Annotated in this window: 23 protein-coding genes; 7 read left to right on the plus strand and 16 right to left on the minus strand. The window is 73.4% G+C overall.

Annotated elements, in window-relative coordinates; translation table 11 throughout:
• Nucleotides 1-7: 7 nt before the first annotated feature.
• The 11 genes from OF852_RS05185 to OF852_RS05235 form a co-directional block, all read right to left on the minus strand.
• Nucleotides 8-355: a TFIIB-type zinc ribbon-containing protein gene (locus OF852_RS05185; RefSeq protein ID WP_271120738.1), complete on the minus strand. Its 348-nt coding sequence runs from the start codon at nucleotides 353-355 to the stop codon at nucleotides 8-10.
• 75 nt (nucleotides 356-430) lie between these two features.
• Nucleotides 431-811 (minus strand): ribosome silencing factor, encoded by a 381-nt coding sequence (gene rsfS, locus OF852_RS05190; RefSeq protein WP_271120739.1) that lies wholly within the window; start codon nucleotides 809-811, stop codon nucleotides 431-433.
• 30 nt (nucleotides 812-841) lie between these two features.
• Nucleotides 842-2,872, minus strand: a complete 2,031-nt coding sequence (locus tag OF852_RS05195; RefSeq protein ID WP_271120740.1) for a hypothetical protein — start codon at nucleotides 2,870-2,872, stop codon at nucleotides 842-844.
• Nucleotides 2,869-3,432: a nicotinate-nucleotide adenylyltransferase gene (gene nadD / locus OF852_RS05200; RefSeq protein WP_271120741.1), complete on the minus strand. Its 564-nt coding sequence runs from the start codon at nucleotides 3,430-3,432 to the stop codon at nucleotides 2,869-2,871. The genes OF852_RS05195 and nadD overlap by 4 nt, the downstream gene beginning before the upstream one ends.
• 49 nt (nucleotides 3,433-3,481) lie before the next feature.
• Nucleotides 3,482-3,682 carry a hypothetical protein gene (locus tag OF852_RS05205; protein WP_271120742.1) on the minus strand — a complete coding sequence of 67 codons (201 nt, stop codon included), beginning with the start codon at nucleotides 3,680-3,682 and terminating at the stop codon, nucleotides 3,482-3,484.
• 41 nt (nucleotides 3,683-3,723) lie between these two features.
• The gene (locus tag OF852_RS05210; RefSeq protein ID WP_271120743.1) at nucleotides 3,724-5,001 is read right to left on the minus strand and encodes a glutamate-5-semialdehyde dehydrogenase; all 1,278 of its coding nucleotides are present in this window, start codon (nucleotides 4,999-5,001) and stop codon (nucleotides 3,724-3,726) included.
• Between the two features lie 42 nt (nucleotides 5,002-5,043).
• Nucleotides 5,044-5,829 (minus strand): glutamate 5-kinase, encoded by a 786-nt coding sequence (gene proB / locus OF852_RS05215; protein ID WP_271120744.1) that lies wholly within the window; start codon nucleotides 5,827-5,829, stop codon nucleotides 5,044-5,046.
• On the minus strand, nucleotides 5,826-7,349 hold the full coding sequence (obgE, locus tag OF852_RS05220; RefSeq protein WP_271120745.1) for a GTPase ObgE: 1,524 nt from the start codon (nucleotides 7,347-7,349) through the stop codon (nucleotides 5,826-5,828). The genes proB and obgE overlap by 4 nt, the downstream gene beginning before the upstream one ends.
• A 76-nt stretch (nucleotides 7,350-7,425) precedes the next feature.
• On the minus strand, nucleotides 7,426-7,677 hold the full coding sequence (gene rpmA / locus OF852_RS05225) for a 50S ribosomal protein L27 (protein WP_271120746.1): 252 nt from the start codon (nucleotides 7,675-7,677) through the stop codon (nucleotides 7,426-7,428).
• 9 nt (nucleotides 7,678-7,686) lie between these two features.
• On the minus strand, nucleotides 7,687-7,995 hold the full coding sequence (gene rplU / locus OF852_RS05230; protein ID WP_271120747.1) for a 50S ribosomal protein L21: 309 nt from the start codon (nucleotides 7,993-7,995) through the stop codon (nucleotides 7,687-7,689).
• A gap of 114 nt (nucleotides 7,996-8,109) precedes the next feature.
• Nucleotides 8,110-8,694 carry a hypothetical protein gene (locus OF852_RS05235; RefSeq protein ID WP_271120748.1) on the minus strand — a complete coding sequence of 195 codons (585 nt, stop codon included), beginning with the start codon at nucleotides 8,692-8,694 and terminating at the stop codon, nucleotides 8,110-8,112.
• 109 nt (nucleotides 8,695-8,803) lie between these two features.
• On the opposite strand from OF852_RS05235, the gene OF852_RS05240 reads away from it, so the two are divergent.
• The gene (locus OF852_RS05240) at nucleotides 8,804-9,088 is read left to right on the plus strand and encodes a DUF4031 domain-containing protein (RefSeq protein ID WP_271121118.1); all 285 of its coding nucleotides are present in this window, start codon (nucleotides 8,804-8,806) and stop codon (nucleotides 9,086-9,088) included.
• A gap of 26 nt (nucleotides 9,089-9,114) precedes the next feature.
• Nucleotides 9,115-9,408: a DUF4287 domain-containing protein gene (locus OF852_RS05245; protein ID WP_271120749.1), complete on the plus strand. Its 294-nt coding sequence runs from the start codon at nucleotides 9,115-9,117 to the stop codon at nucleotides 9,406-9,408.
• A 36-nt stretch (nucleotides 9,409-9,444) separates the two neighbouring features.
• Here OF852_RS05245 and OF852_RS05250 read toward each other — a convergent pair whose 3' ends face one another.
• Nucleotides 9,445-12,108 (minus strand): Rne/Rng family ribonuclease, encoded by a 2,664-nt coding sequence (locus tag OF852_RS05250; protein ID WP_271120750.1) that lies wholly within the window; start codon nucleotides 12,106-12,108, stop codon nucleotides 9,445-9,447.
• Between the two features lie 313 nt (nucleotides 12,109-12,421).
• On the opposite strand from OF852_RS05250, the gene OF852_RS05255 reads away from it, so the two are divergent.
• The gene (locus OF852_RS05255) at nucleotides 12,422-13,015 is read left to right on the plus strand and encodes a vitamin K epoxide reductase family protein (RefSeq protein ID WP_271120751.1); all 594 of its coding nucleotides are present in this window, start codon (nucleotides 12,422-12,424) and stop codon (nucleotides 13,013-13,015) included.
• 62 nt (nucleotides 13,016-13,077) lie between these two features.
• Nucleotides 13,078-13,893 (plus strand): DsbA family protein, encoded by an 816-nt coding sequence (locus tag OF852_RS05260; RefSeq protein WP_271120752.1) that lies wholly within the window; start codon nucleotides 13,078-13,080, stop codon nucleotides 13,891-13,893.
• 314 nt (nucleotides 13,894-14,207) lie between these two features.
• Here the strand turns inward: OF852_RS05260 and ndk are convergent, their stop codons facing one another.
• From ndk to ileS, 4 genes are read right to left on the minus strand one after another with little or no spacing between them, the layout of a single operon-like run.
• The gene (ndk, locus tag OF852_RS05265) at nucleotides 14,208-14,624 is read right to left on the minus strand and encodes a nucleoside-diphosphate kinase (RefSeq protein WP_271120753.1); all 417 of its coding nucleotides are present in this window, start codon (nucleotides 14,622-14,624) and stop codon (nucleotides 14,208-14,210) included.
• Nucleotides 14,625-14,659: 35 nt separating this feature from the next.
• Nucleotides 14,660-15,127: a DUF4233 domain-containing protein gene (locus OF852_RS05270; protein ID WP_271120754.1), complete on the minus strand. Its 468-nt coding sequence runs from the start codon at nucleotides 15,125-15,127 to the stop codon at nucleotides 14,660-14,662.
• Nucleotides 15,124-16,482, minus strand: a complete 1,359-nt coding sequence (locus OF852_RS05275) for a bifunctional folylpolyglutamate synthase/dihydrofolate synthase (RefSeq protein WP_271120755.1) — start codon at nucleotides 16,480-16,482, stop codon at nucleotides 15,124-15,126. The genes OF852_RS05270 and OF852_RS05275 overlap by 4 nt, the downstream gene beginning before the upstream one ends.
• Nucleotides 16,479-19,718, minus strand: coding sequence for an isoleucine--tRNA ligase (ileS, locus tag OF852_RS05280; RefSeq protein ID WP_271120756.1), 3,240 nt, complete (start codon nucleotides 19,716-19,718; stop codon nucleotides 16,479-16,481). Before ileS ends, OF852_RS05275 begins: the two co-directional genes overlap by 4 nt.
• A gap of 285 nt (nucleotides 19,719-20,003) precedes the next feature.
• On the opposite strand from ileS, the gene OF852_RS05285 reads away from it, so the two are divergent.
• From OF852_RS05285 to OF852_RS05295, 3 genes are all read left to right on the plus strand, one after another.
• Complete coding sequence (locus tag OF852_RS05285; RefSeq protein ID WP_271120757.1) at nucleotides 20,004-20,321, plus strand: hypothetical protein; 318 nt, start codon at nucleotides 20,004-20,006, stop codon at nucleotides 20,319-20,321.
• A complete protein-coding gene (locus OF852_RS05290) occupies nucleotides 20,269-21,483 on the plus strand; it encodes a phosphotransferase (protein ID WP_271120758.1) in 1,215 nt (404 codons plus the stop codon). Before OF852_RS05285 ends, OF852_RS05290 begins: the two co-directional genes overlap by 53 nt.
• 230 nt (nucleotides 21,484-21,713) lie before the next feature.
• Nucleotides 21,714-22,112 (plus strand): hypothetical protein, encoded by a 399-nt coding sequence (locus tag OF852_RS05295; RefSeq protein ID WP_271120759.1) that lies wholly within the window; start codon nucleotides 21,714-21,716, stop codon nucleotides 22,110-22,112.
• The last annotated feature ends 69 nt before the right edge of the window (nucleotides 22,113-22,181 follow it).

Raw genomic sequence — 22,181 nt, forward strand, 5'->3', positions numbered from 1 at the left:
CGCCCGATCAGTCGAAGAGCTCGCCGAGCCAGTTCTTCTTCTTGCGATACGGCTGCTGACCGGAGCCGTAGCCCCGCTGGCCGTACTGCGGCGGGTAGGGCGCCGAGTCGGGCGAGCCGTAGTACGGGCGGCCGACCGCCTGCGGCGGCATCGCCGTCTGCGGATGCACCGGCTGCACCGGCTGCGCGGGAGCGGCGGGGGCCGCGGGAGCGGCGCCCATGGAGCCGGCGCGCTCGATGATCTTGTCGAGCTCGCCGCGATCCAGCCAGACGCCCCGGCACTCGGGGCAGTAGTCGATCTCGATGCCGTTCCGCTCGCTCATGACGAGGGTGGCGCTATCCGTCGGGCACTTCATGAGGGAAGCGTCGCAGTCCCACCTGCGCGCCCGCCCTGATCCTGCATCGAGTGCACCGAACGGCGGGATGCCGGACTACTCGGCCGGCGCCTGCGGCTCCGGCAGCTCGAGCGGGATCACGGGGCAGTCCTTCCAGAGGCGCTCCAGCGAGTAGTACATCCGGTCCTCCTCGTGGAAGACGTGGACGACGATTTCGCCGAAGTCGAGCAGCACCCAGCGGCCCTCCGCGCGGCCCTCGCGACGGAGCGCCTTCATGCCGAGCTCGTGGAGCGCCTCCTCGACGCCCTCCGCGATCGCGGAGACGTTGCGCTCGTTGCGCCCGCTCGCGAGGAGGAAGACGTCGGTGAGCGGGAGCGGCCCCGAGACGTCGAGCGCGACGAGGTCCTGGGCCTGCTTGTCGTCGGCGGCGCGGGCGGCGGCGCGCACGAGCTCGCGGGCGCGGTCGGATGCGGTCACGTGATCCTTCGGTGGTGGATGGCGGGCACGCTAGCCGAGCGAGCCGGTGATGAGCCCGACCACGAGCAGCGTGCCGACGACGACCGCCATGCCCGCCGCCGCCACGATGAGGATCGTGAGGGCGCGGTTGCCGCGGGGCTTCGTCTGCGCGATGACGCCGCGCGTCGAGGTGTGGGTGCTGACCGCGCGGATGGCGCGGACCGGCTGGGAGTCGACGGAGGCCACCTGCTGGTCGCCGGGGTCGAGCTCGTGGTCGAGCTTCGCCTCGTCGAGCTGGGTCGGGTGTGCGCCCGTGGACGCGAGGCTCGCGGGCAGGTCGATCGAGCCGGTGACGACGATCTCGCCGGTGCCGCTCGGGGTGAGCGAGGCGGTGAAGTCCGGCTGCGGGATGTCGGAGAGCACGAGCGCGTTCGTGGTGACGACGCCGTGGCCGCCGAGCACGCTGCGGGCGATGCCGCCCTCCTCCTCGTCCATCTGCTGGTTCGACCAGTGGTTGACGGGGCGATCCGGCGCGGCGCCCGCGACCGGCGCGGGCGGCTCGTCCGCGATCGGCGCGTCGAGGTCGATGCGGATCTCGGTCGGCTCGGGGGCGTCCGCCGGGGCGGCGGGCTCCTCGACGATGGGCTCCGGCTCCTGCACGGGCTCGACGACGACCTCGATGGGCGGGGCCGGGATCGAGACGGGGGCGCCGCTCGGCGCGGGCATCCCCGCCGGCGACGCGGCCGAGGGCGCGGCGGCCGACGGCGCGGCGGCCGACGGCACCGAGGGCGCGGCCGGGGCCGACGGCGCGGGCGCCGAGGATGCGGGGGCGGAGCCCGGCGCGGGCCACGCGGGCTGCGAGGTGACGGGGCCGGTCTCGAAGAGCGACTCGACCGGCACCTGCTCCGCCTCGGGCTCCGCCTCGGCGGGCGCGGGCAGGTCGGCACGCGGGCCGGCCGGTGCCGGAGCGGCGGCGGGCGCGGCGTCGAGGAACTCGAGCGGGTCGCGGCCCGGGGGCGGCGCGTCGACGACGTCGCGCTCCGACGGCGGGGTGAAGAGGGCGTCGAACACCGAGGCGACGTCGCGCTTCGGCTCCTCGCCCGGCTCGACGAGGGCGACGGGCTCCGCGAACGGGGCGACCGCGGGCTCGGGGGCCGAGGGCGTCTCGCGCTCGTCGACCGGCGGCGCCGACGGGGCGTCGAAGCCGAGCTCGGCCTCGAGTGCCGGGGCGTTCTGCTCGGCGGCATCCGGCTCCGCCTCGGCCCGGCCATCCGACTCGGCCTGGGCGGGTGCCGGCGCGGAGGCCGGCGCCAGGGTGGGCGGCGGGGCGCTCAACCAGGGCGCCGCTTCCACCGCGGGCTCCGCGACCTCGGCCCGCTCCGGCGCGACGGGAGCCGGGGCACCCGGCAGCGCCGTGTCGGGCGACGCCGTCGCGGCACCGGCCGCAGCCGCGGCGGCGGCCTCCTGCGCCTCGCGCAGCGCGCGCAGCTCACGACGGGTCATGGTGCGCTCGGGTGACGCGGGCGCCGGCACGGCGGGCTCGCCGGGAGCGGGCGCCGCGGCGGTCGGCACGACTCCGTCGGACGGCGCTGCGGCCTCCGGGGCCGGCGCGACGGGCTGCTCGGGCGCCTGCGCGGCGGACGACACGGCCGCGGCGACCTGCTCGCGACCCTGCGTGCGGTACTCGAGCTGGCTCGCCTCGCCCTCCTCGGGCGCGCGGTACTGCGGCGCCCAGCTGGGCGCCTGGCGGCGCTCCGGCGCGTAGTCGCGCATGCGGTAGGCGGGAGCGTCGGTCGTCGGCACCGCCTGGGTCGTCGGGAGGTCGCCCTCCTCACCGCCCTCAGGCGTGCGGCGGGCGCGGAAGCTCGGTCCGTCGTACTCCGGCACCGGGCGACGCGACTGCGTCTGGTAGATCAGCGGCTCGGCGGCGATGTGCGTGGCATCGCGGGGAGCCGGTGCGCTCGGCGCGGCAGACGCGGAGCCTGCCGCGGCGGCGAAGGGAGGCGGCGTCGGCTGGCGCTCCTCCTGCTCGCCCTGCCGGGCTGCGCGCCGCGATCGCGGCGGGTCCGAGTATGTCGTCATGTCTCACTCCGATAGAGATGATGCTTGGAGATGTACTGAACAACACCGTCGGGGACCAGATACCAGACCGGGTGGCCCCGATCCACACGCGCCCTGCAGTCCGTCGACGAGATGGCCAGCGCGGGTACTTCCAAGGAGCTTACGCCGTGCTCCGGCAATCCGCGAATGCTCAGCCTGTGACCCGGGCGGGAGACCGCCACGAAGTGCGCGAGATCCCAGAGCTCGTCCTTGTCCTTCCACTGCACGATCTGCGCCACCGCATCCGCGCCCGAGATGAAGAAGAGCTCGGCATCGGGACGCTGCTCCCGCAGGTCGCGGAGGGTGTCGATCGTGTAGGTGGGGCCGCCCCGGTCGATGTCGACGCGGCTCACCGTGAAGCGCGGGTTCGAGGCCGTCGCGATGACGGTCATGAGGTAGCGGTGCTCGGCCGGCGAGACATCCTGCTTCATCCAGGGCTGGCCGGTCGGGACGAACACGACCTCGTCGAGGTCCATGCTCTGCTGCACCTCGCTCGCCGCGACGAGGTGCCCGTGGTGGATCGGATCGAAGGTGCCGCCCATGACGCCGATCCGAGGTCGGCGCGGCGCCGACGCCGGGGCGCCGAGCGGCTCAGTGGTGGCCGTGGCCGCCCTCCGGCGCGTCCCCGACCTTGTCGCTGTGGCGGTTCGCCACATCCCGGTAGCTGAAGGTCACGAGCGCGAGGCCGATGAAGACCACGGCCGCGACGATCGCGAAGGCGATCGGCGGCATGATGATCGGCGCGAGCTCCTCGTGATGGGTCTCGGCGACGAGCGTGTACAGCAGCGACATGACGTCCTCTCCGGTGTTCCGCCTGCGAGTCTATCGGCTCTTCAGGCCCGGATCTGGCCGTCGCCGCGCACGAGCCACTTCGTGCTCGTGAGCTCCGGCAGGCCCATGGGGCCGCGGGCGTGCAGCTTCTGGGTCGAGATCCCGACCTCGGCGCCGAAGCCGAACTGCCCGCCGTCGGTGAAGCGGGTCGAGGCGTTGACCATGACGGCGGCCGAGTCGACCTCGCGCAGGAAGCGCTCCGCGCTCGCGAGATCGGCGGTCACGATCGACTCCGTGTGACGCGTCGAGTAGCGACGGATGTGGTCGAGCGCGTCGTCGAGGTCGTCGACGACGCGGACCGCGAGATCCAGGCTCAGGTACTCGGCGGCCCAGTCCTCCTCGGTGGCTTCCAGCGCATCCGGCCGGACGGCGCGGACGGCGGCATCGCCGTGCACCGTCACGCCGGCGGCGGCGAGCGCCTCGAGGACGGGCGGCAGGAGGCGGTCGGCGGCCGCCCGGTGCACGAGCAGCGTCTCGAGGGCGTTGCAGGCGCTCGGTCGGTGGGTCTTGGCGTTGACGGCGAGCTCGACCGCCATCGCGGTGTCGACGGAGGCGTCGAGGAGCATGTGGACGACCCCGGCCCCCGTCTCGATCACCGGGACCGTCGACTCCTCGACGACCGTGCGGATGAGCTGCGCGCTCCCCCGCGGCACGAGGACGTCGACGAAGCCGCGCGCCCGCATGAGCGCCCTCGCGCCCTCACGGCCGAACTCGTCGACCGTCTGCACGGCCGCCGCGGGGAGGCCGACGGAGGCGACGGCCTCCTGGAGCAGCTCGACGAGCACGCGATTCGTGTGCTCCGCCGCGGAGCCGCCGCGGAGGAGGACGACGTTGCCGCTCTTGAGGGCGAGCGCGGCGATGTCGATCGTCACGTTGGGGCGCGCCTCGTAGATGGCGCCGACGACGCCGAGGGGGACGCGGACCTGGCTGAGGCGGAGGCCGTTCGGCAGGGTCGAGCCGCGCACGACACCCCCCACCGGATCGGGCAGCGCGATCACATCCCGCACGGCGGCGGCGAGCCCGCGCAGGCGCGGCTCGTCGAGGCGCAGCCGGTCGAGCAGGCCCGTCGCGATGCCGTTCTCGCGGCCGTTCGCGAGGTCGAGCTCGTTCGCCGGGACGATGCGCTCGGCGCCCGCCTCGATGGCGAGCGCGATCGCCTCGAGGGCGGCGTCCTTCTCGAGCGTCGAGCGGGTCGCGAGCACCCGGGCGGCGACACGCGCGGCCTCGAGCCGCTCGGCGATCCGCGTCTCGGTCGAGGACTGCACGGACTGGTCGGTCATGCCGGCGATCGTACCAGCGGCGCGCTCGCCCGACGCACCGGCTCAGGCCCGGGGGCGCTCCTCGAACCAGGTGCCGGTGGCCTCCCCCGCGAGCGCCTCGCGGACGTTCCCCGTCGAGGCGAGGAGCACCGGGATGCCGGCCTTCGCGGCGTGCTTCGCGGCCGCGATCTTCGTGCCCGCTCCGCCCGTGCCGACGCCGGCCGCGCCGATGTCGCCGAGCTCGACGCCCGAGAGGTCGTCGTCGACCGGCACGCGGTCGATCCGCTCGGCGCCGGGCTCCTGCGGCGGGCGCGTGTAGAGCGCATCGACGTCGCTGAGGAGCACGAGGAGGTCGGCCTGCACCAGCTCGGAGACGAGCGCGGCCAGGCGGTCGTTGTCGCCGAAGCGGATCTCGTGCGTCGCGACCGTGTCGTTCTCGTTGACGATCGGCAGGATGCGGAGCCCGAGCAGGCGCTCCATGGCGCGCTGGGCGTTCGAGCGGTGCGTCGGGTTCTCGAGGTCGCCCGCCGTGAGCAGCACCTGCCCCGCGACGATGTCGTAGCGGGCGAGCGAGTTCTGGTACCGGTAGATGAGGACGTTCTGCCCGACCGCCGCGGCCGCCTGCTGCGTCGCGAGGTCGGTGGGGCGCGCGTCCAGCCGCAGGTGCGGCATCCCCGTCGCGATCGCGCCGGACGAGACGAGCACGACCTCGGCGCCGCGCGCGTGCGCCGCGGACAGCGCGTCCACGAGCGGGTCGATCTGGCCGGCGTTCTCGCCGCTGATCGACGAGGAGCCCACCTTCACGACGATGCGGCGCGCGCCGACGACGGCCTCGCGGAGTCCGCTCACGCCTCGTCCTCGTCGTCCGGGTAGTCGTCGCGCCACAGGCCGGCCTTGCGCTCGCGCGCGAGCTCGTCCCGGGCCTCCGTCTTCGCATCCATGCGCTCGAAGTAGGCGTCGCGGCGCTCGTTGCGCGTGAGGCGGCGATTGTCATCCAGGCGCGCGTCGGTGCCGCGGGGGCTCGTGATGAGCTCGGCGGCGGAGGTGAGCGTCGGCTCCCAGTCGAAGACCATGCCCGCACCCGGCCCGATGACGACCGCGGAGCCCGGGACCGCGCCGTGCTGGAAGAGCCCCTCCTCGACGCCGAGCTTCGCGAGCCGGTCGGCGAGGTAGCCGACGGCCTCGTCGTTCTGGAAGTCGGTCTGCTCGACCCAGCGCTGCGGCTTCTCGCCGAGCACCCGGTACAGCGGCTCCTCGCCGCCCTCGACCCGGATCTCGAACTCGGCCGCGTCGACCGCGCGCGGGCGGATCACGATGCGCGGCTTGTGCTCGGCGACCGCGGCCTGCGCGACGCGCGCCTCGCGGACGAGCTCGGCGAGCGCGAAGTTGAGCTCGCGCAGCCCCTGGCGCGCGACGGCGGAGATCTCGAAGACGCGGTAGCCGCGCGCCTCGAGGTCGCCGCGCACGAAGTCGGCGAGCTCGCGCGCCTCCGGCACGTCGACCTTGTTGAGCGCGACGAGCTGCGGGCGCTCGACGAGCGGCACCTGGCCCTCGGGGACCGGATAGGCCTCGAGCTCGCGGAGGATCGTGTCGAGGTCGCTGAGCGGGTCGCGGCCGGGCTCCAGCGTCGCGCAGTCGAGCACGTGGAGGAGCGCGGCGCAGCGCTCGACGTGGCGGAGGAACTCGAGGCCGAGGCCCTTGCCCTCGCTCGCGCCCTCGATGAGGCCGGGCACGTCCGCGATCGTGTACCGCACCTCTCCCGACTCGACGACGCCGAGGTTCGGGTGGAGCGTCGTGAAGGGGTAGTCGGCGATCTTCGGCTTCGCCGCCGAGAGGGCGGCGATGAGGCTGGACTTGCCGGCGCTCGGGAAGCCGACGAGCGCGACGTCCGCGACCGTCTTGAGCTCGAGGACCGCGTCGCCCTCCCAGCCGGAGGTGCCGAGCAGCGCGAAGCCGGGCGCCTTGCGCTTCGTCGTCGAGAGCGCGGCGTTGCCGAGACCGCCCTGGCCGGCGGGTGCGACGACGAAGCGCATCCCCGGCTCGTCGAGGTCGACGAGCTGCTCGCCCTCGGGGCTCGAGACGACCGTGCCGACCGGCACCGGGAGCACGAGCTCCTCGCCCTGGTAACCCGCTCGGTGGTCGCCCATGCCGGGCCCGCCGTTGCCGGCGGTGCGGTGGGGGCCGCGGTGGTAGCTGAGGAGGGTCGTCACCTGCGGGTCGGCGACGAGGACGATGTCGCCGCCGTGCCCGCCGTTGCCGCCGTCGGGGCCGGCGAGCGGCTTGAACTTCTCGCGGCGCACCGAGACGCAGCCGTTGCCGCCGTGGCCGGCTCGGAGGTGCAGCGTCACCCGGTCGACGAAGGTCGCCATGCGATCATCCCCTGCTCATGAAAGACGGCAAGGGCGGGCCGAGGCCCGCCCTTGCCGGAGAACTGCTCGTCGCGCGTCAGGCGCTGACGATGTTGACGACCTTGCGGCCGCCCTTCTTGCCGAACTCGACCGAGCCGGCCGCGAGCGCGAAGAGCGTGTCGTCGCCGCCGCGGCCCACGTTCGCGCCGGGGTGGAAGTGGGTGCCGCGCTGGCGGACGATGATCTCGCCGGCCTTGACGACCTGGCCGCCGAAGCGCTTGACGCCGAGGTACTGCGCGTTCGAGTCGCGACCGTTGCGGGTCGAGGACGCGCCCTTCTTGTGTGCCATTGTCAGCCCCTACTTGATGCCGGTGATCTTGACGCGGGTGAGCTCCGAGCGGTGGCCCTGGCGCTTCTTGTACCCGGTCTTGTTCTTGAACTTCTGGATCGTGATCTTCGGGCCGCGCAGGTCGTTCAGGACCTCCGCCGTCACCTTGATCTTCGCGAGGGCCTTCGCGTCGTGCGTGATCTTCTCACCGTCGACGTGGAGCACCGGGGCGAGCTCGATCTTGCCGTTCTCGTCAGCCTGGATGCGGTCCAGGACGACGATCGTGCCGACCTCGACCTTCTCCTGCCGACCGCCGGCGCGCACAACTGCGTAAACCACGGGATTGTCCTTACGTTGGGAGGCCGGAACGACCTCGGGAAGTCATCGGTGCGAGACGCGGGCTCAGCCCAGCGCACACCGAAGGTCAAGAGTACGCGACGAGGCGCCCCTCGGTCAAACCTCGTCGAGCGTCCCCGCTGCCCCGTCCCCGCGGGGATGCCGCTGCAGCCAGCCCCACAGCAGGACCGCCGCGAGCACGACCGTCGCGGCGTGGGCGACGAGGTCGTGGAGGGCGCCGATCACGCCGTCGAGGATCGCCGTCGAGACGCCGCCGAAGGCCTCCAGGAAGAGCCCCGGGAAGCCCGTCGCGGCACCGAGGATGGCGAGCAGCACGGCGAGCGCCGCCTGCACGAGCATCCCGATCGCGGCCGCGAGGAGTGCGCGGGTCACGACCTGGGCGAGCCGCAGCTCCGGGCCGATCGGGGCGATCTGCCAGAGGACCGCGAAGATGCCGAGCGCGAACGGCAGGGCGCCCGTGAAGGATTCCGCGAGCTGCGCCTGCCAGATGGGCCCCAGCGCACCCGCGCCCGTCACGCCGCCGATCCCCGCCGCGTTCGCGGTCGCGAGGGCCGCGTGCAGCACGTTCTGCAGGAGCATCGCGGCGAACACCGCCGACGAGGCGACGAGCGCCGGCATCGCGCCGCGCCGGTCGAGCGTCCGCGCGACCTGCGGCCGCATCCCCTCGGATCGCTCCGCCATGCCCGTGCCCCGTCCCGCCGGACCATGATCGACCGGCGGCTCGAGCCTAGCGAGGGGAGGGCGGCGCGAGCGCGCGGGCGCCGCACGGGTCCATGATGGGGGCACTGTGATCCTCATCGACGAGCCCGTCTGGCCCGCCCACGGCACGCTGTGGGCGCACCTCGTGACGGACGAGCGCCTCGAGGAGCTGCACGACTTCGCGGGCCGCGCCGGCATCCCCCGCCGCGCCTTCGATCACGACCACTACGACGTGCCGCAGGAGCGCTGGGACGAGCTCGTCGCGCTCGGCGCGCAGCCCGTCACGGGGCGCGAGCTGCTGCGACGGCTGCAGGCCGCGGGCCTCCGTGTCACGCAGCGCGAGAAGGGGGCGCGCGCCGCGGGCGCCGGGGAGTAGATTCCGAGCGAGAGATCGGAGCGCCCATGTCCTTCCAGGCCTACCTCGACGCCGTCGAGACCAAGACCGGGCTCACGCCGCGACAGCTCCTCGAGCTCGCCCGCGAGCGCGGCCTCGCCGAGCCCGGCGTCAAGGCGGGCGCGATCCTCGAATGGCTCAAGGACGACTACGGGCTGGGGCGCGGCCACGGCATGGCCATGGTCCACGTCATCCAGAAGGGGCCGCGGATCGACTCGAAGCACGTCGGCACGGACGGCGCCCACCGCGACGAGTCCGACGAGCTGTGGCTCGACGGGAAGGCGACGCGGCCCGGCGCCTGAGGGCTCCGGACCGCGTCTCGCGCTTCCGCGGGAGCCCTACCGCTCGCCGGCCCCCGGCTCGGCGCCGGGCGTGATGACGGCACCCGAGGTCGAGGCGCGGCGCGAGCGGCGCTGACGTCCGGCCCCCGCCTCCTTCGGCTCGGGCAGCGCCTCGAGCACGGAGTCCAGGATGAGCTCGGCGTCGTGCGTGCTGATCCGGCGCTGGCGGCCCTTCGCCTTCTTCGCCGAGGAGAGGTCGAGGATGTCGACCGCGGCCTCCGCGGCCGCCTCGGCGGCGCGCTCGACGGTCGCCGGCGGCTCGGCCGCGGCCGGAGCCTGCGCCCCCGCGCCGGAGCCGGTCTCCGCCTCCGACGTCGAGGCTGTCGCGGTCGCCTCGGCGGCGGACCCGCCCTCGGCACCGGCCGCGGGCTCGGCGCCCTCCCCCTCGGGGACGTGCGGCACCGTGCTCTTCGCGATCTGGGCGAGCGCGTTGCGCACATCCTCCGTGATCGCGTGCGTGCCGTTGGATCCTGCGCCCTGCGTCGTCGGCTGCGAGGGCTGGCCGTTCGAGCCGCCGTTCCCGCCGCCGTTGCCGTTGCCGCGGCCGCCGCGACGCCGTCCGCCGCCCTCGCCGCCGTTCCCGCCGCCCTGCTGCTGCGGGCGGTGCTTCGAGACCGGGTCGTGGTGGACGATCAGGCCGCGGCCCGCGCAGACCTCGCAGGTCTCGCTGAAGGACTCGAGGAGCCCGAGCCCGAGCTTCTTGCGCGTCATCTGGATGAGGCCGAGGCTCGTGACCTCCGCGACCTGGTGCTTCGTCCGGTCGCGGCTCAGGCACTCGACGAGGCGGCGCAGCACGAGGTCGCGGTTCGACTCGAGGACCATGTCGATGAAGTCGACGACGATGATGCCGCCGATGTCGCGCAGGCGCAGCTGGCGCACGACCTCCTCCGCGGCCTCGAGGTTGTTCTTCGTGACCGTCTCCTCGAGGTTGCCGCCGGAGCCGACGAACTTCCCCGTGTTGACGTCGACGACCGTCATCGCCTCGGTGCGGTCGATGATGAGCGAGCCGCCGGAGGGCAGCCAGACCTTGCGGTCGAGCGCCTTCTCGATCTGCTCCGTCACGCGGAAGGCGTCGAAGGCATCCCGCTCGCCCGAGAAGGACTCGAGGCGGTCGAGGAGGTCCGGGGCCACCGAGGTGAGGTAGCGGCGGATCGTGCCCTCGACCTCGTCGCCCGCCACCACGAGCTTGTGGAAGTCCTCGTTGAAGACGTCGCGCACGATCTTGATGAGGAGGTCGGGCTCCGAGTGCAGCAGGGCCGGCGCGTTGCCGATCTCCTGCGCGCGGGCGATCTCCGCCCACTGGCTCGTGAGGCGCTGCACATCGAGCGTGAGCTGCTCCTCCGTCGCCCCCTCGGCGGCGGTGCGCACGATGACGCCCGCGTCGTCCGGGAGGACCTCCTTGAGGATCTTCTTGAGGCGCGCGCGCTCCGTGTCCGGGAGCTTGCGGCTGATGCCGTTCATGGAGCCGTTCGGCACGTAGACGAGGTAGCGGCCGGGGAGGCTCACCTGGCTCGTGAGGCGCGCGCCCTTGTGGCCGACGGGATCCTTCGTCACCTGCACGAGGACGCGGTCGCCGGGCTTGAGCGCGAGCTCGATGCGACGCGGCTGGTTCTTCTTCTCCGGGTCCTGCTGGACGGCATCCCAGTCGACCTCGCCCGAGTAGAGGACGGCGTTGCGGCCGCGGCCGATGTCGACGAAGGCGGCCTCCATGCTCGGGAGCACGTTCTGGACGCGGCCGAGGTACACGTTGCCGATGAGGCTCGACTCGGAGGATCGGGCGACGTAGTGCTCGACGAGCACGCCGTCCTCGAGGACGGCGATCTGGATGCGGCCCGACTTCTCGCGGACCACCATCTGACGGTCGACGCTCTCGCGGCGGGCGAGGAACTCGGCCTCCGTGATCACGGGGCGGCGGCGGCCGGCGTCGCGGCCGTCGCGACGGCGCTGCTTCTTCGCCTCGAGGCGGGTCGAGCCCTTGATCTTCTGCGGCTCCGAGATGGGCTCGGGCGCCTGGCGCTGGCGCTGGCGGCCGCCCTGCTCGGCGGCGCCCTCCTCGCGCTCGCCGCGACGGCGGGTGCGGCGGCGGCTCTGCCCGTCCTCCTCGCCCGCGGGCTGCGAGCCGGCCTGCGCCGACTGCGGGGCGGCACCGCCCCGCTCCTGCGGGGTGCGGGCCTCGCGGGCCGGCGGCGTCCAGGTCGGGAGGTCGGGGGCGCGGAACAGGAGGTGGCGCGGCGAGGTCGCGACGAGCGGCGGCTCGGGGTCGGTCTCGGCGGCAGGTGCGTCGGCCGCGGGCTGCACATCGGCGGGCTGCGCCGCGGCGGGCTCTCCGGCGACGGATGGCCCCTCGGCGGGGTGCTCGGCAGCGGGCTGCTCGGCGGCCGGCTGCTCGGCCGGCGCCGTCGGCACCGACGACGGCTCGGGCGCGACCGGGGGCACCGGCTGCGCGATCCGCTCGGCGAGCTCGGCGGCCGCGGGGGCCGCGACCTGCTCGGCCTCGCCACGAGTCGCCTCGGTCTCGGGGGCCGGGGCCGCATCCCGCTGGGCCGCATCCTGCTGGGCCGCATCCTGCTGCGCCGCGGCCTGCTGCGCCGCCTGCTCGGCCGCCTTGCGTCGACGGCCGCCGAGGATGCCTCGTCGGCCGGGCTTCTTCTCTTCCACCATCGCTGGTGCGCTCCTCGTCCGGGGGCGGCCGCGCCATCCTCCGGGTACTCTCGCCGGCGGTCCGCTTCATGGCGGGTCCGCCGAAATCCTGTGGTCTCGATCGGCACGATGCGCGGCATCGGCTCTGATCGATCGCGTGCTCTCACCACACTCGGAACTGGCTGTCCGACGCGGTGCGGGGTCGCACTCGCGGTCCGGTAGTGCCCGGAAAAGCCTTCTCGGTCGTCATGTCGAGCGGTGCTCGACCGACTGCGTCAGAGTATCGCATGGCCGCACAGGTCCGCGTCTCCCGCCCCGTGACATAATCCGGTCCATGGCCGACGGCACCCGGAACCGCACCCCCTGGCTGCTCGCCTCGGCCCTCGTCGTCCTCGGCCTGATCGGCTGGATCGCCTCCGTCGCGCTCGCGCTCGAGAAGTTCGTCGTCCTCGCGGATCCCGACGCGGCGCTGAGCTGCGACATCAGCGTGCTCGTGCAGTGCGGCAAGAACCTCGGCTCGTGGCAGGGGGCCGTCTTCGGCTTCCCCAACCCGGTGCTCGGCGTGGCCGGCTTCGTCGCGCCGATCGTCGTCGGCGCGGGACTCCTCGCCGGCGCGCGCTTCGCCCGCTGGTTCTGGATCGCGTTCCAGCTCGGCCTCACCGGCGCCCTCGTCTTCGTGATCTGGCTCATCAGCCAGAGCATCTACGTGCTCGGCACGCTCTGCCCGTGGTGCATGGTCGTCTGGTCGGCCACGATCCCGATGTTCATCTCGACCCTGGTCTGGAACCTCTCGAGCGGGCACCTCGGCGGCGGGCGCCGACTGGGCCGCGCGCTCTCGCCCTACGTCGTGCCGCTCACCATCGCCGCCTACCTCGTGATCGCGCTGCTCGCGCAGCTCCGGCTCGACGTGATCGGCTCGCTGAGCTGACCCGGCTTCTCGGCTCAGCGTCCGCACAGGGTACGGACAGCGGATCGCCATAGCCTCGGCGGGTGCCCGAGGACAAGCTCTCCAAGAACCAGCGCCGCGAGGCCGCCCGCGAGGCGGCCAGGATCTCGCGCGAGAAGGCCCGGCGACGCGAGCGCGCCCTCCGCATCGCCGTGCCGGCCGGCGTGACGCTCGCGCTCCTCGCGATCGGCGTCGTCGTCGCCCTCGTGATCGTGAACTCGATCCCCAAGGTCAGCTTCCCCGGCGGCCCCGAGAACATGGCGAGCGACGGCATCCTGTTCCAGGGCGACGCGGGCGAGGTCGTGCCCGTCGCGACGGACGCGATCCCCGAGGACGGCGAGCCGACCGCGACCGAGCCGCAGGACGGCATCGCGAACATCGTCAGCTACGTCGACTGGGCGTGCCCCGCCTGCAAGAGCTTCGAGGAGGCCTACGCCGGCCCGATCGCGGATCTCGTGGCGAGCGGCGGGGCGACCCTCGAGGTCCACCCGGTCGCGATCCTCGACAACGCCTACGCCGGCAGCCGCTACTCGAGCCGCGCAGCGAACGCCGCCGCCTGCGTCTCGCAGTACGCGCCGGAGTCCTTCCTCGACGTGCAGGAGCAGATGTTCCAGAACCAGCCCTCGGAGGGCACGACGGGCCTCACGAACGGCGGCATCAAGGAGCTCGTGCAGGCGGGCGGCGTCGACGATCCGGATGTCATGGAGTGCATCGACAGCGAGGGCTTCGAGGACTGGGTGGCGGCCGCGACAGAGCGCGCCGAGATCCAGGGCACGCCGACGCTCGTCGTGAACGGCACCACCTGGAACGCGCAGGCGGACGGCGACTTCATGGACTTCGTCGCGGCGCAGGTCGGCTGACCCGCGGGCCGGCGCGCTCGCACCCGTCGCATCCGCGCCCCCGCATCCCGCCCCCGCACCTGCCTCGCATCTGCAAGAGACACGTCTGTTGCCAGACAGACGGCCATACCGGCCTGTCCCACGCGACGCAGACATGTCTATTGCAGATGCGACGGCGACCCCGTGGCGCCCGTCGGGCGCGCCGAGGACGGCCGCGCTCGCAGGCGGGCAGGCCTGCCGCGGCCGAGCCGACGCCGCAGACATGCGAAACGGCGCGAGGACGGTGGGATGCCGCCGTCCTCGCGCCGAGAGACATGTCTCTTGCGCGTGGTGGGTCAGGCGAACCAGAGGGCGAGCTCGCGCGCGGCCGACTCGGGCGAGTCGGAGCCGTGCACGAGGTTCTGCTGCACCTTGAGGCCCCAGTCGCGGCCGAGGTCGCCGCGGATCGTGCCCGGCGCGGCCGTCGTCGGGTCGGTGGTGCCCGCGAGCGAGCGGAAGCCCTCGATGACGCGGTTGCCGGTCACGCGGATCGCGACCACGGGGCCGGACTCCATGAACTCGACGAGCGGCTCGTAGAAGGGCTTGCCCTCGTGCTCGGCGTAGTGCTCGGCGAGCAGGGCGCGGTCGGCCTGCACCAGCCGGATGTCGACGAGCTGGTAGCCCTTCGCCTCGATGCGGCGCAGGATCTCGCCGGTCAGGCTGCGGGCGACGCCGTCGGGCTTGACGAGGACGAGGGTCTCTTCGATGTTCATGGGGTCCTTCCGGGATTCGGCGGGGGTTCGGTCGGTCAGGAGGCGGATGCGGCGGCGGCCTTCATGCGGTCGATCTGGCCGCCGCGGATCGCGCAGTAGGCCCAGAACGCCGCGAAGAGGGCGCCGACGAGGAACATGACGGGCAGCAGGAGCCCGAGGAGGATGAGGCCGAGCTGCACGGCCCAGCCGAGCCACTGCCCCCAGCGGTAGCGCTGGAGGCCGGCGACGACGCTCACGAGCACGATCGCGCCGAGCCCGCCGCCGAGGGCGAGCGCGGGGTCGAGGAGCTTGAGCCCGAACATCACGAGCGCGACGAAGAACAGCACGGCGGCCTCGAGGCCGAGCGCGATCGAGCACAGCGTCTCGGTGACGCTGCGCTGGCGGCGCGGGCGGCGCGTCGGCGCGGGCTGCCCGGCGGTCGCGTCCGGCTCCGCGCCCTCCGGCTCGACGCCGTCCGGCTCCACGCCGTCCGGCTCCACGCCCTCCGTCGCCGCCCCGCTCACTTCCAGCCCCCCGCCTCGGCGAGCGCGATCGCCTCGCCGACGAGGGTGATGGAGCCGGTCACGACGACCGCGCGCCGCGGCTCGGCGGCCGCCCAGGCTCGCGCCTCGTCGAGTGCGTCCTCCGCGCGGGCGAAGGTCACGACGGCATCGGGCCCCGCGACGGCGCCCGCGATCTCGGCGAGCTCCTCCTCGCCGATCGCGCGCTCCGACTCCGAGCGCGTGGCGTGGATGCGTGCCGCGATCGGCGCGAGCTCCCGGACGATGCCGTGCGCGTCCTTGTCGCGCAGCACGCCGAGCACGAGCGCGATCTCCGCGAAGTCGAAGTACTCCTGCATGGCCGCCGCGAGGGAGGCGGCGCCGTGCGGATTGTGGGCGGCATCCACGAAGACGCTCGGCTCGACGCCGACGAGCTGGAGTCGGCCGGGCGAATCCGCCTCGGCGAGCCCCTGCACGACGACGTCGAGGTCGAGGGCGCGTGTGCCCTCCCCGAGGAAGGTCTCGACCGCGGCGACGGCGACGGCCGCGTTCTGCGCCTGGTGGTCGCCGTAGAGCGGCAGGAAGACGCCCTCGTAGCGCCCCGCGATGCCGCGGAGGTCGAGCAGCTGTCCGCCGACCGCCATCGCCGAGGACTCGACCGCGAAGTCGCTGCGCTCGATCGCGATCGACGCCTCGTCCTGCGCGGCGGCCGCCCGGAGCTCGTCGAGCGCCTCGATCCGCTGATTCGCCGTGACGACCGAGGAGGCGGGCTTGATGATGCCGGACTTCGTGCGGGCGATGAGCTCGATGGTCGCGCCGAGACGGTCCATGTGGTCGAGTGCGATGGGCGTGAAGACGGCGACCTGCGCATCGGCGACGTTCGTGCAGTCCCACTCGCCGCCGAGTCCCACCTCGAGCACCATGACATCCACGGGCGCGTCGGCGAAGGCCGCGAAGGCGAGGACGGTGAGCGCCTCGAAGAAGGTGAGCGGCGGCTCGCCGTTCGCGGTGAGCTCGGCGTCGACCATGAGCAGATAGGGCCGGACGTCCTCCCCCGCGGCCGCGAAGGCCTCGTCGCTGATCGGCTCGCCGTCGATGACGATGCGCTCGGTCACGCGCTGCAGGTGCGGGCTCGTGAGGAGGCCGGGGCGGAGCCCGGCGGCGCGCAGCAGCGAGGCGATCATCCGGCTCGTGGAGGTCTTGCCGTTCGTGCCCGCGATCTGGATGACCGGCGCCGAGCGGTGCGGGTCGCCGAGCAGCTCGACGGCGCGCCGGGTCGCGTCGAGGCGGGGCTCGGGCTGCGCCTCGCCGACGCGCGCCAGCAGCTCCTGGTAGACGGCCTCGGCGGCCTCGCGGAATCCGTCCTGCTCGTCGCTCATGCGCGCTCCACCGTGATCGTGACGCGGGAGCCCTCGCCGACGGGCGAAGCGCCGTCGGCGCGCTCCCCGGTCTCGAGCGAGACGCTGAGGGTCTCCCCCTGGATGAGCTCCGCGTGGGCGGCGATCGCGGCGAGCGCCGCGGCGTCCCCCTCGATGCGGAGCGAGATGCGGTCCGAGACCTCGAGGTCGGCGTCCTTGCGGGCCTGCTGGACGGCGCGCACGACATCCCGGGCGAGCCCCTCCGCCTCGAGCTCGGGCGTGAGCGCGGCGTCGAGGACGACGAAGCCGCCGCCCGGCAGGAACGCGACCGCGGCCGAGTCGTCGGCGGCCTCGAGGACGAGCTCGAACTCGCCCTCGGCGAGCTCGATCCCGCCCACGACGACGCCGGATCCCGATGCCGCCCAGTCCCCCGCCTTGGCGGCCTGGATGACGCGCTGCACGTCCTTGCCGAGGCGCGGCCCGAGGACTCGCGCGTTGACGCCGAGTCGCTGCGAGAGCCCGAAGCGCTCGAGGCTGTCGGCGGCGGGCGCCTCGAGGTCGACCCGCTTCACGTTGAGCTCGTCGCGGAGGATGTCGGCGAAGTCCCGCAGGGAGGCCGCGTCCTCGGCGACGATCGTGAGGCCCGCGAGCGGCAGGCGGACGCGGAGCCCGCGCGCCTTCCGCACGCCGAGCCCCGAGGACGCGATCTCGCGCACCCGGTCCATCGCCGCGACGAGCGCGTCGTCCGCCGGGAGCTCCGCCGCATCCGGCCAGTCCTCGAGGTGGACGCTGCGCCCGCCCGTGAGGCCGCGCCAGATCTCCTCCGTCACGAGGGGCGCCATGGGGGCGGCGACGCGGCACACCGTCTCGAGGACCGTGAACAGCGTGTCGAAGGCCGCGCGGTCCGAGCCGTCCCAGAAGCGGTCGCGGCTGCGGCGGACGTACCAGTTCGTGAGGACGTCGGCGAACTCGCGGAGTCGGCCCGCGGCGAAGGGGCTGTCGAGCGCCTCGAGGTCGCGCGTCACGTCCTCGACGAGCTGCCGGGTCTTCGCGAGGAGGTAGCGGTCGAGCACGTGCGTCGAGGAGACCGCGCGCTCCGCCTCGACCCCCGCGCTGTTCGCGTAGAGGGTGAAGAAGTAGTAGGTCGACCACAGCGGCAGCAGCAGCTCGCGCACACCCTGCCGGATGCCCTCCTCCGTCACGACCAGGTTGCCGCCGCGGATCACGTTCGACGACATGAGGAACCAGCGCATGGCATCCGCGCCGTCGCGGTCGAAGACCTCCGAGACGTCCGGGTAGTTGCGCAGGCTCTTCGACATCTTCTGGCCGTCGGAGCCGAGGACGATCCCGTGGCTGATGACGTTCGAGAAGGCCGGCCGGTCGAAGAGCGCCGTCGAGAGCACGTGCATCGTGTAGAACCAGCCGCGGGTCTGCCCGATGTACTCGACGATGAAGTCGGCGGGGCTGTGCTCCTCGAACCACGCCTGGTTCTCGAAGGGGTAGTGCACCTGCGCGAACGGCATCGAGCCAGAGTCGAACCAGACGTCGAAGACGTCCTCGATGCGGCGCATCGTCGACCGCCCCGAGGGGTCGTCGGGGTTGGGGCGCGTCAGCTCGTCGATGTAGGGCCGGTGCAGGTTCGGCTCGCCGTGCTCGTCGATCGGGAGGCGCCCGAAGTCGCGCTCGAGCTGCTCGAGCGAGCCGTAGACGTCGACGCGCGGGTGCTCGGGGTCGTCGCTCTTCCAGACCGGGATCGGGGAACCCCAGAAGCGGTTGCGCGAGATCGACCAGTCGCGCGAGTTCGCGACCCACTTGCCGAACTGCCCGTCCTTGACGTTCTCGGGCACCCAGGTGATCCGCTGGTTGAGCTCGCCCATGCGGTCGCGGAACTCCGGCACGCGCACGAACCAGCTCGACACCGCCTTGTAGATGAGCGGGTTCCGGCAGCGCCAGCAGTGCGGGTAGCTGTGCTCGTAGCTCTTCTGCACGAGCAGCCGGCCGTCGGCCTTGAGCGCCTGGGTGAGCGGCTTGTTCGCATCCGACCACAGCATCCCCGCGACGAGCGGGACGGCGGAGGTGAAGCGGCCGCCGTCGTCGAGGGAGAGGATCGTGGGGATGCCGGCCGCGGCGCAGACGATCTGGTCGTCCTCGCCGTAGGCGGGCGCCTGGTGGACGATGCCGGTGCCCTCCCCGGTCTCGACGTAGTCGGCCACGAGGATCTGCCAGGCGTGCTGATTGCCGTGCCCATCGTCGGCGTAGAAGTCCCAGAGCCGGTCGTAGGTCACGCCGCCGAGCTCCGCGCCCGGCACGGTGCGCTCGATCGCGGCGACCGCCTGAGCGGCATCCTCGTAGCCGAGCTCCTTCGCGTAGGCGCCGACCGTGTCGGCCGCGAGGAGGTAGCGCGTCTCCCCCTCGATCGCGCCGTCGCCCGCACCGCGCGGGCCGCTCTGGATGACGGCGTAGGCGATCGCGGGCCCCACCGCGAGGGCGGCGTTCGTGGGGAGCGTCCACGGGGTCGTCGTCCAGGCGAGCGCCTTCACGGCGGTCAGGCCGAGCGCCTCCGCCTTCGCGCCCGTGAGCGGGAAGGACACCGTGACCGACTGGTCCTGCCGCATCTTGTAGACGTCGTCGTCCATGCGGAGCTCGTGGTTCGAGAGCGGGGTCTCGTCGCGCCAGCAGTACGGCAGCACGCGGTAGCCCTCGTAGGCGAGGCCCTTGTCGTGGAGCTGCTTGAACGCCCACAGCACGCTCTCCATGAAGCCGGTGTCGAGCGTCTTGTAGTCGTTCTCGAAGTCGACCCAGCGCGCCATGCGCGTGACGTACTCCTGCCACTCGCCGGTGTAGCGCAGCACCGACTCGCGCGCCTTCGCGTTGAAGGCGCCGATCCCCATCGCCTCGATCTCGGACTTCTCGGTGATGCCGAGCTGGCGCATCGCCTCGAGCTCGGCGGGGAGGCCGTGCGTGTCCCAGCCGAAGCGACGGTGCACCTGCTTGCCGCGCATCGTCTGGAAGCGCGGGAAGACGTCCTTCGCGTAGCCGGTGAGCAGGTGCCCGTAGTGGGGCAGGCCGTTCGCGAAGGGCGGGCCGTCGTAGAAGACCCACTCCTCGCATCCCTCGCGCCGGTCGATCGAGGCCTGGAAGGTGTCGTCGCCCTTCCAGAAGGCGAGGATGCCGCGCTCGATCTCCGGGAACCGCGGGCTCGGCGGGATGGCGCGCGCGTCGTCGGCGGCGTCGGAGAGGTTGCGGGGGTAGACCATGAAGGCTCCTGGTGGGTTCGTGCTCGGCTCGTGCACGAGGACGACTTGCGCCGCGGTACCACCTCGCTTGCCGGCTCGCGCCGACCGCTTCGTTCCGGCTGTGACGGGCTCCCCGCTCGGGTCTACCAGGGCCTCGCCCGGCTCGCGCCGGCCTCCGCCCGTTCTTCCGAGGACTCCCCGGTGATGGCCGGATCGACGTCGTCTTCCCCCGAGTGTACCGGCGTGCGAGATGAGAGAGCATCCCGATTGCGGGGATGCGGCATCGGGACAGGGCAGGATGGAGCCATGAGGCGAGCGGCGATGATCGGCGGCGCGGTGCTCGGCACCGTGCTGCTCGCGGGCGGCGGCGTCGCGGCCGCCATGGCCCTCGCCCCGGGCGACGTGCCCGGCGAGCGCGTCGACGTCGCCCCGATCGTGCTCGCGACGCCGGCACCCGAGCCGAGCACGCCGGCGCCGAGCCCCACGCGCACGGCGTCGCCGACGCCCACGCCGACGCCCACGGGTCCGAGCGTCGTGACCCCCACCCCGCCCGACGACCTCGACGACGACCATGACGACGACGACGACGATGACGACGACGACGAGGACGGCGATGACGACTGAGGTCGACGACGACCTGCTCCGCGCCGTCGCGGACTCGAGCGGACTCCGGCTCGTCGCCGCGCGCCGACTGCAGAGCGAGGCGGGGCCGAACGGCTTCGTCACCGGGTACAGCATCCGCCTGGCCGACGAGCACGGCCAGGAGGTCGACCGCGTCGTGTACGTCGAGACGACCCCGCCCGGCATCGATCGGGAGGGCGTCATCCGCCTCCAGGACGAGACCGGCGACGAGCGCGCCGTCTGGGTCTACCCGAACGACCCCAACCTGCCCGCCCTCGCCGACGCCGTCGTGCCGCAGCGGGCGCGCGGACTCCTCGAGCGGCTGACGGGCGCGCCCGTCGACGGCGACGTCCACCTCGACGTGACCGCCTACCGCCCCGGCAAGCGCGCCGTCGTGAAGGTCTCGTCGCCGAGCGGTGCGTACTACCTCAAGGTCGTCGCGCCGGAGGCGGCCCGCCGCATCCACGAGCGCCATGCCGCCTGGCGAGCCGCCGGCGTCGCCGTGCCGCCCGCCGAGGGCTGGTCCCAGGAGGGCGTCGTCGCGATCGCCGAGCAGCCCGGCATGCCCGCGGCGAGCGCCCTCGGGCTCGCCGACCCGGAGCGCCTCCTCGACTCGATCGACGAGCTGCGCGAGCAGATCGCCCAGGTGCCGAGCGACGGCGAGGCCCGCGGCTCGCTTGCACGGCGCATCGACTGGTACCTCCGCCGCGTCCGCTCGCTCGCGCCCGAGCTCGAGCCGCGGCTGCAGGTCATCGGCGCCGAGGTCTCCCGGGCGCTCGGCTCCGAGCTCCGCCGCGCCACGATCCACGGCGACCTGCACCTCGGCCAGCTCTTCGTCGATCCCGAGGATCCGAGCCGCGTCGTCGGCGTCATCGACATCGACACCGCGGGCGCCGGCGACCCCGCCGACGACGCCGCGGCGCTCTGGGCGCATCTCGTGGCGACGAAGGCGCACGCCGCGACCGCGGGAGACCCGGCCCGCTCCGAGGCCGCCGACGACCTCGCCCGGCGCGCCCGCCTGCGCTGGCGCTCGACCGCCGACCGCGCACGAGGCGAGCGCGTCGCCGCGATCGCCGCGACGCACCTGCTCGGCCACGCGCTCACCGGCGTCCTCACGCCGCAGCGCGCCGTCGCCGTCGCCGAGCGCGTGCTCGGCCTGCCCTAGCCCGAGCCCCGGCGCGCGCCCCGCCTTCCGTTCTGCAGGAGATCCCCGTCCGGAACGGCTTCCGCCCCTCGTCGACGGGACCATCTCCTGCAGAACGGGGTGGGGGGATGCCGTGTGGAAGATGAGACGTCTCTCACGCGCTCCTCCTCGGCATCTCACGCGGTCTCGGGAATCTGGATCTCGTCAGCGGGGCACACGGCCTCCGACGAGACAGAAGGAACGAGCAGATGATGAAGAACAGGAAGTGGGTCGTCGTCGGCGCGGCCTCGACCCTCGGCCTCGGGCTCACCGGCTTCGGCGCCATCTCGGCGGCCAACGCCTTCGGCGCCCAGAACTCGAGCGATGACGCGGGCGTCGCCGCGATCACGGAGAGCCCGAACGGCGACCGCATCCCCAGCGCCGCGACCTCCACCACGATCGCCCCGACCGACGTCGCGACGCCGGCCGCGACCCCCTCGGCGCAGACCGCGAACACGCCGAACACCCCGAACAGCCCGCAGACGGCCGCCTCGCCCGTGTCGCCCGCCTCGCCGCAGACGCCGGCCTCGCCGGTGTCCCCGCAGTCCCCGCAGTCGCCGCAGAGCCCCGTCTCGCCGATCAGCCCCGCCAGCCCGGTCTCCGCGGACTGACCCCCGGGCCCTCCGAGCAGCACCCCGAGCGGCCCCGCCATCCGGCGGGGCCGCTCCTCTGTGCCCGCC

The sequence above is a fragment of the Homoserinibacter sp. YIM 151385 genome (assembly GCF_027912415.1).
Lineage (GTDB): Bacteria > Actinomycetota > Actinomycetes > Actinomycetales > Microbacteriaceae > Schumannella.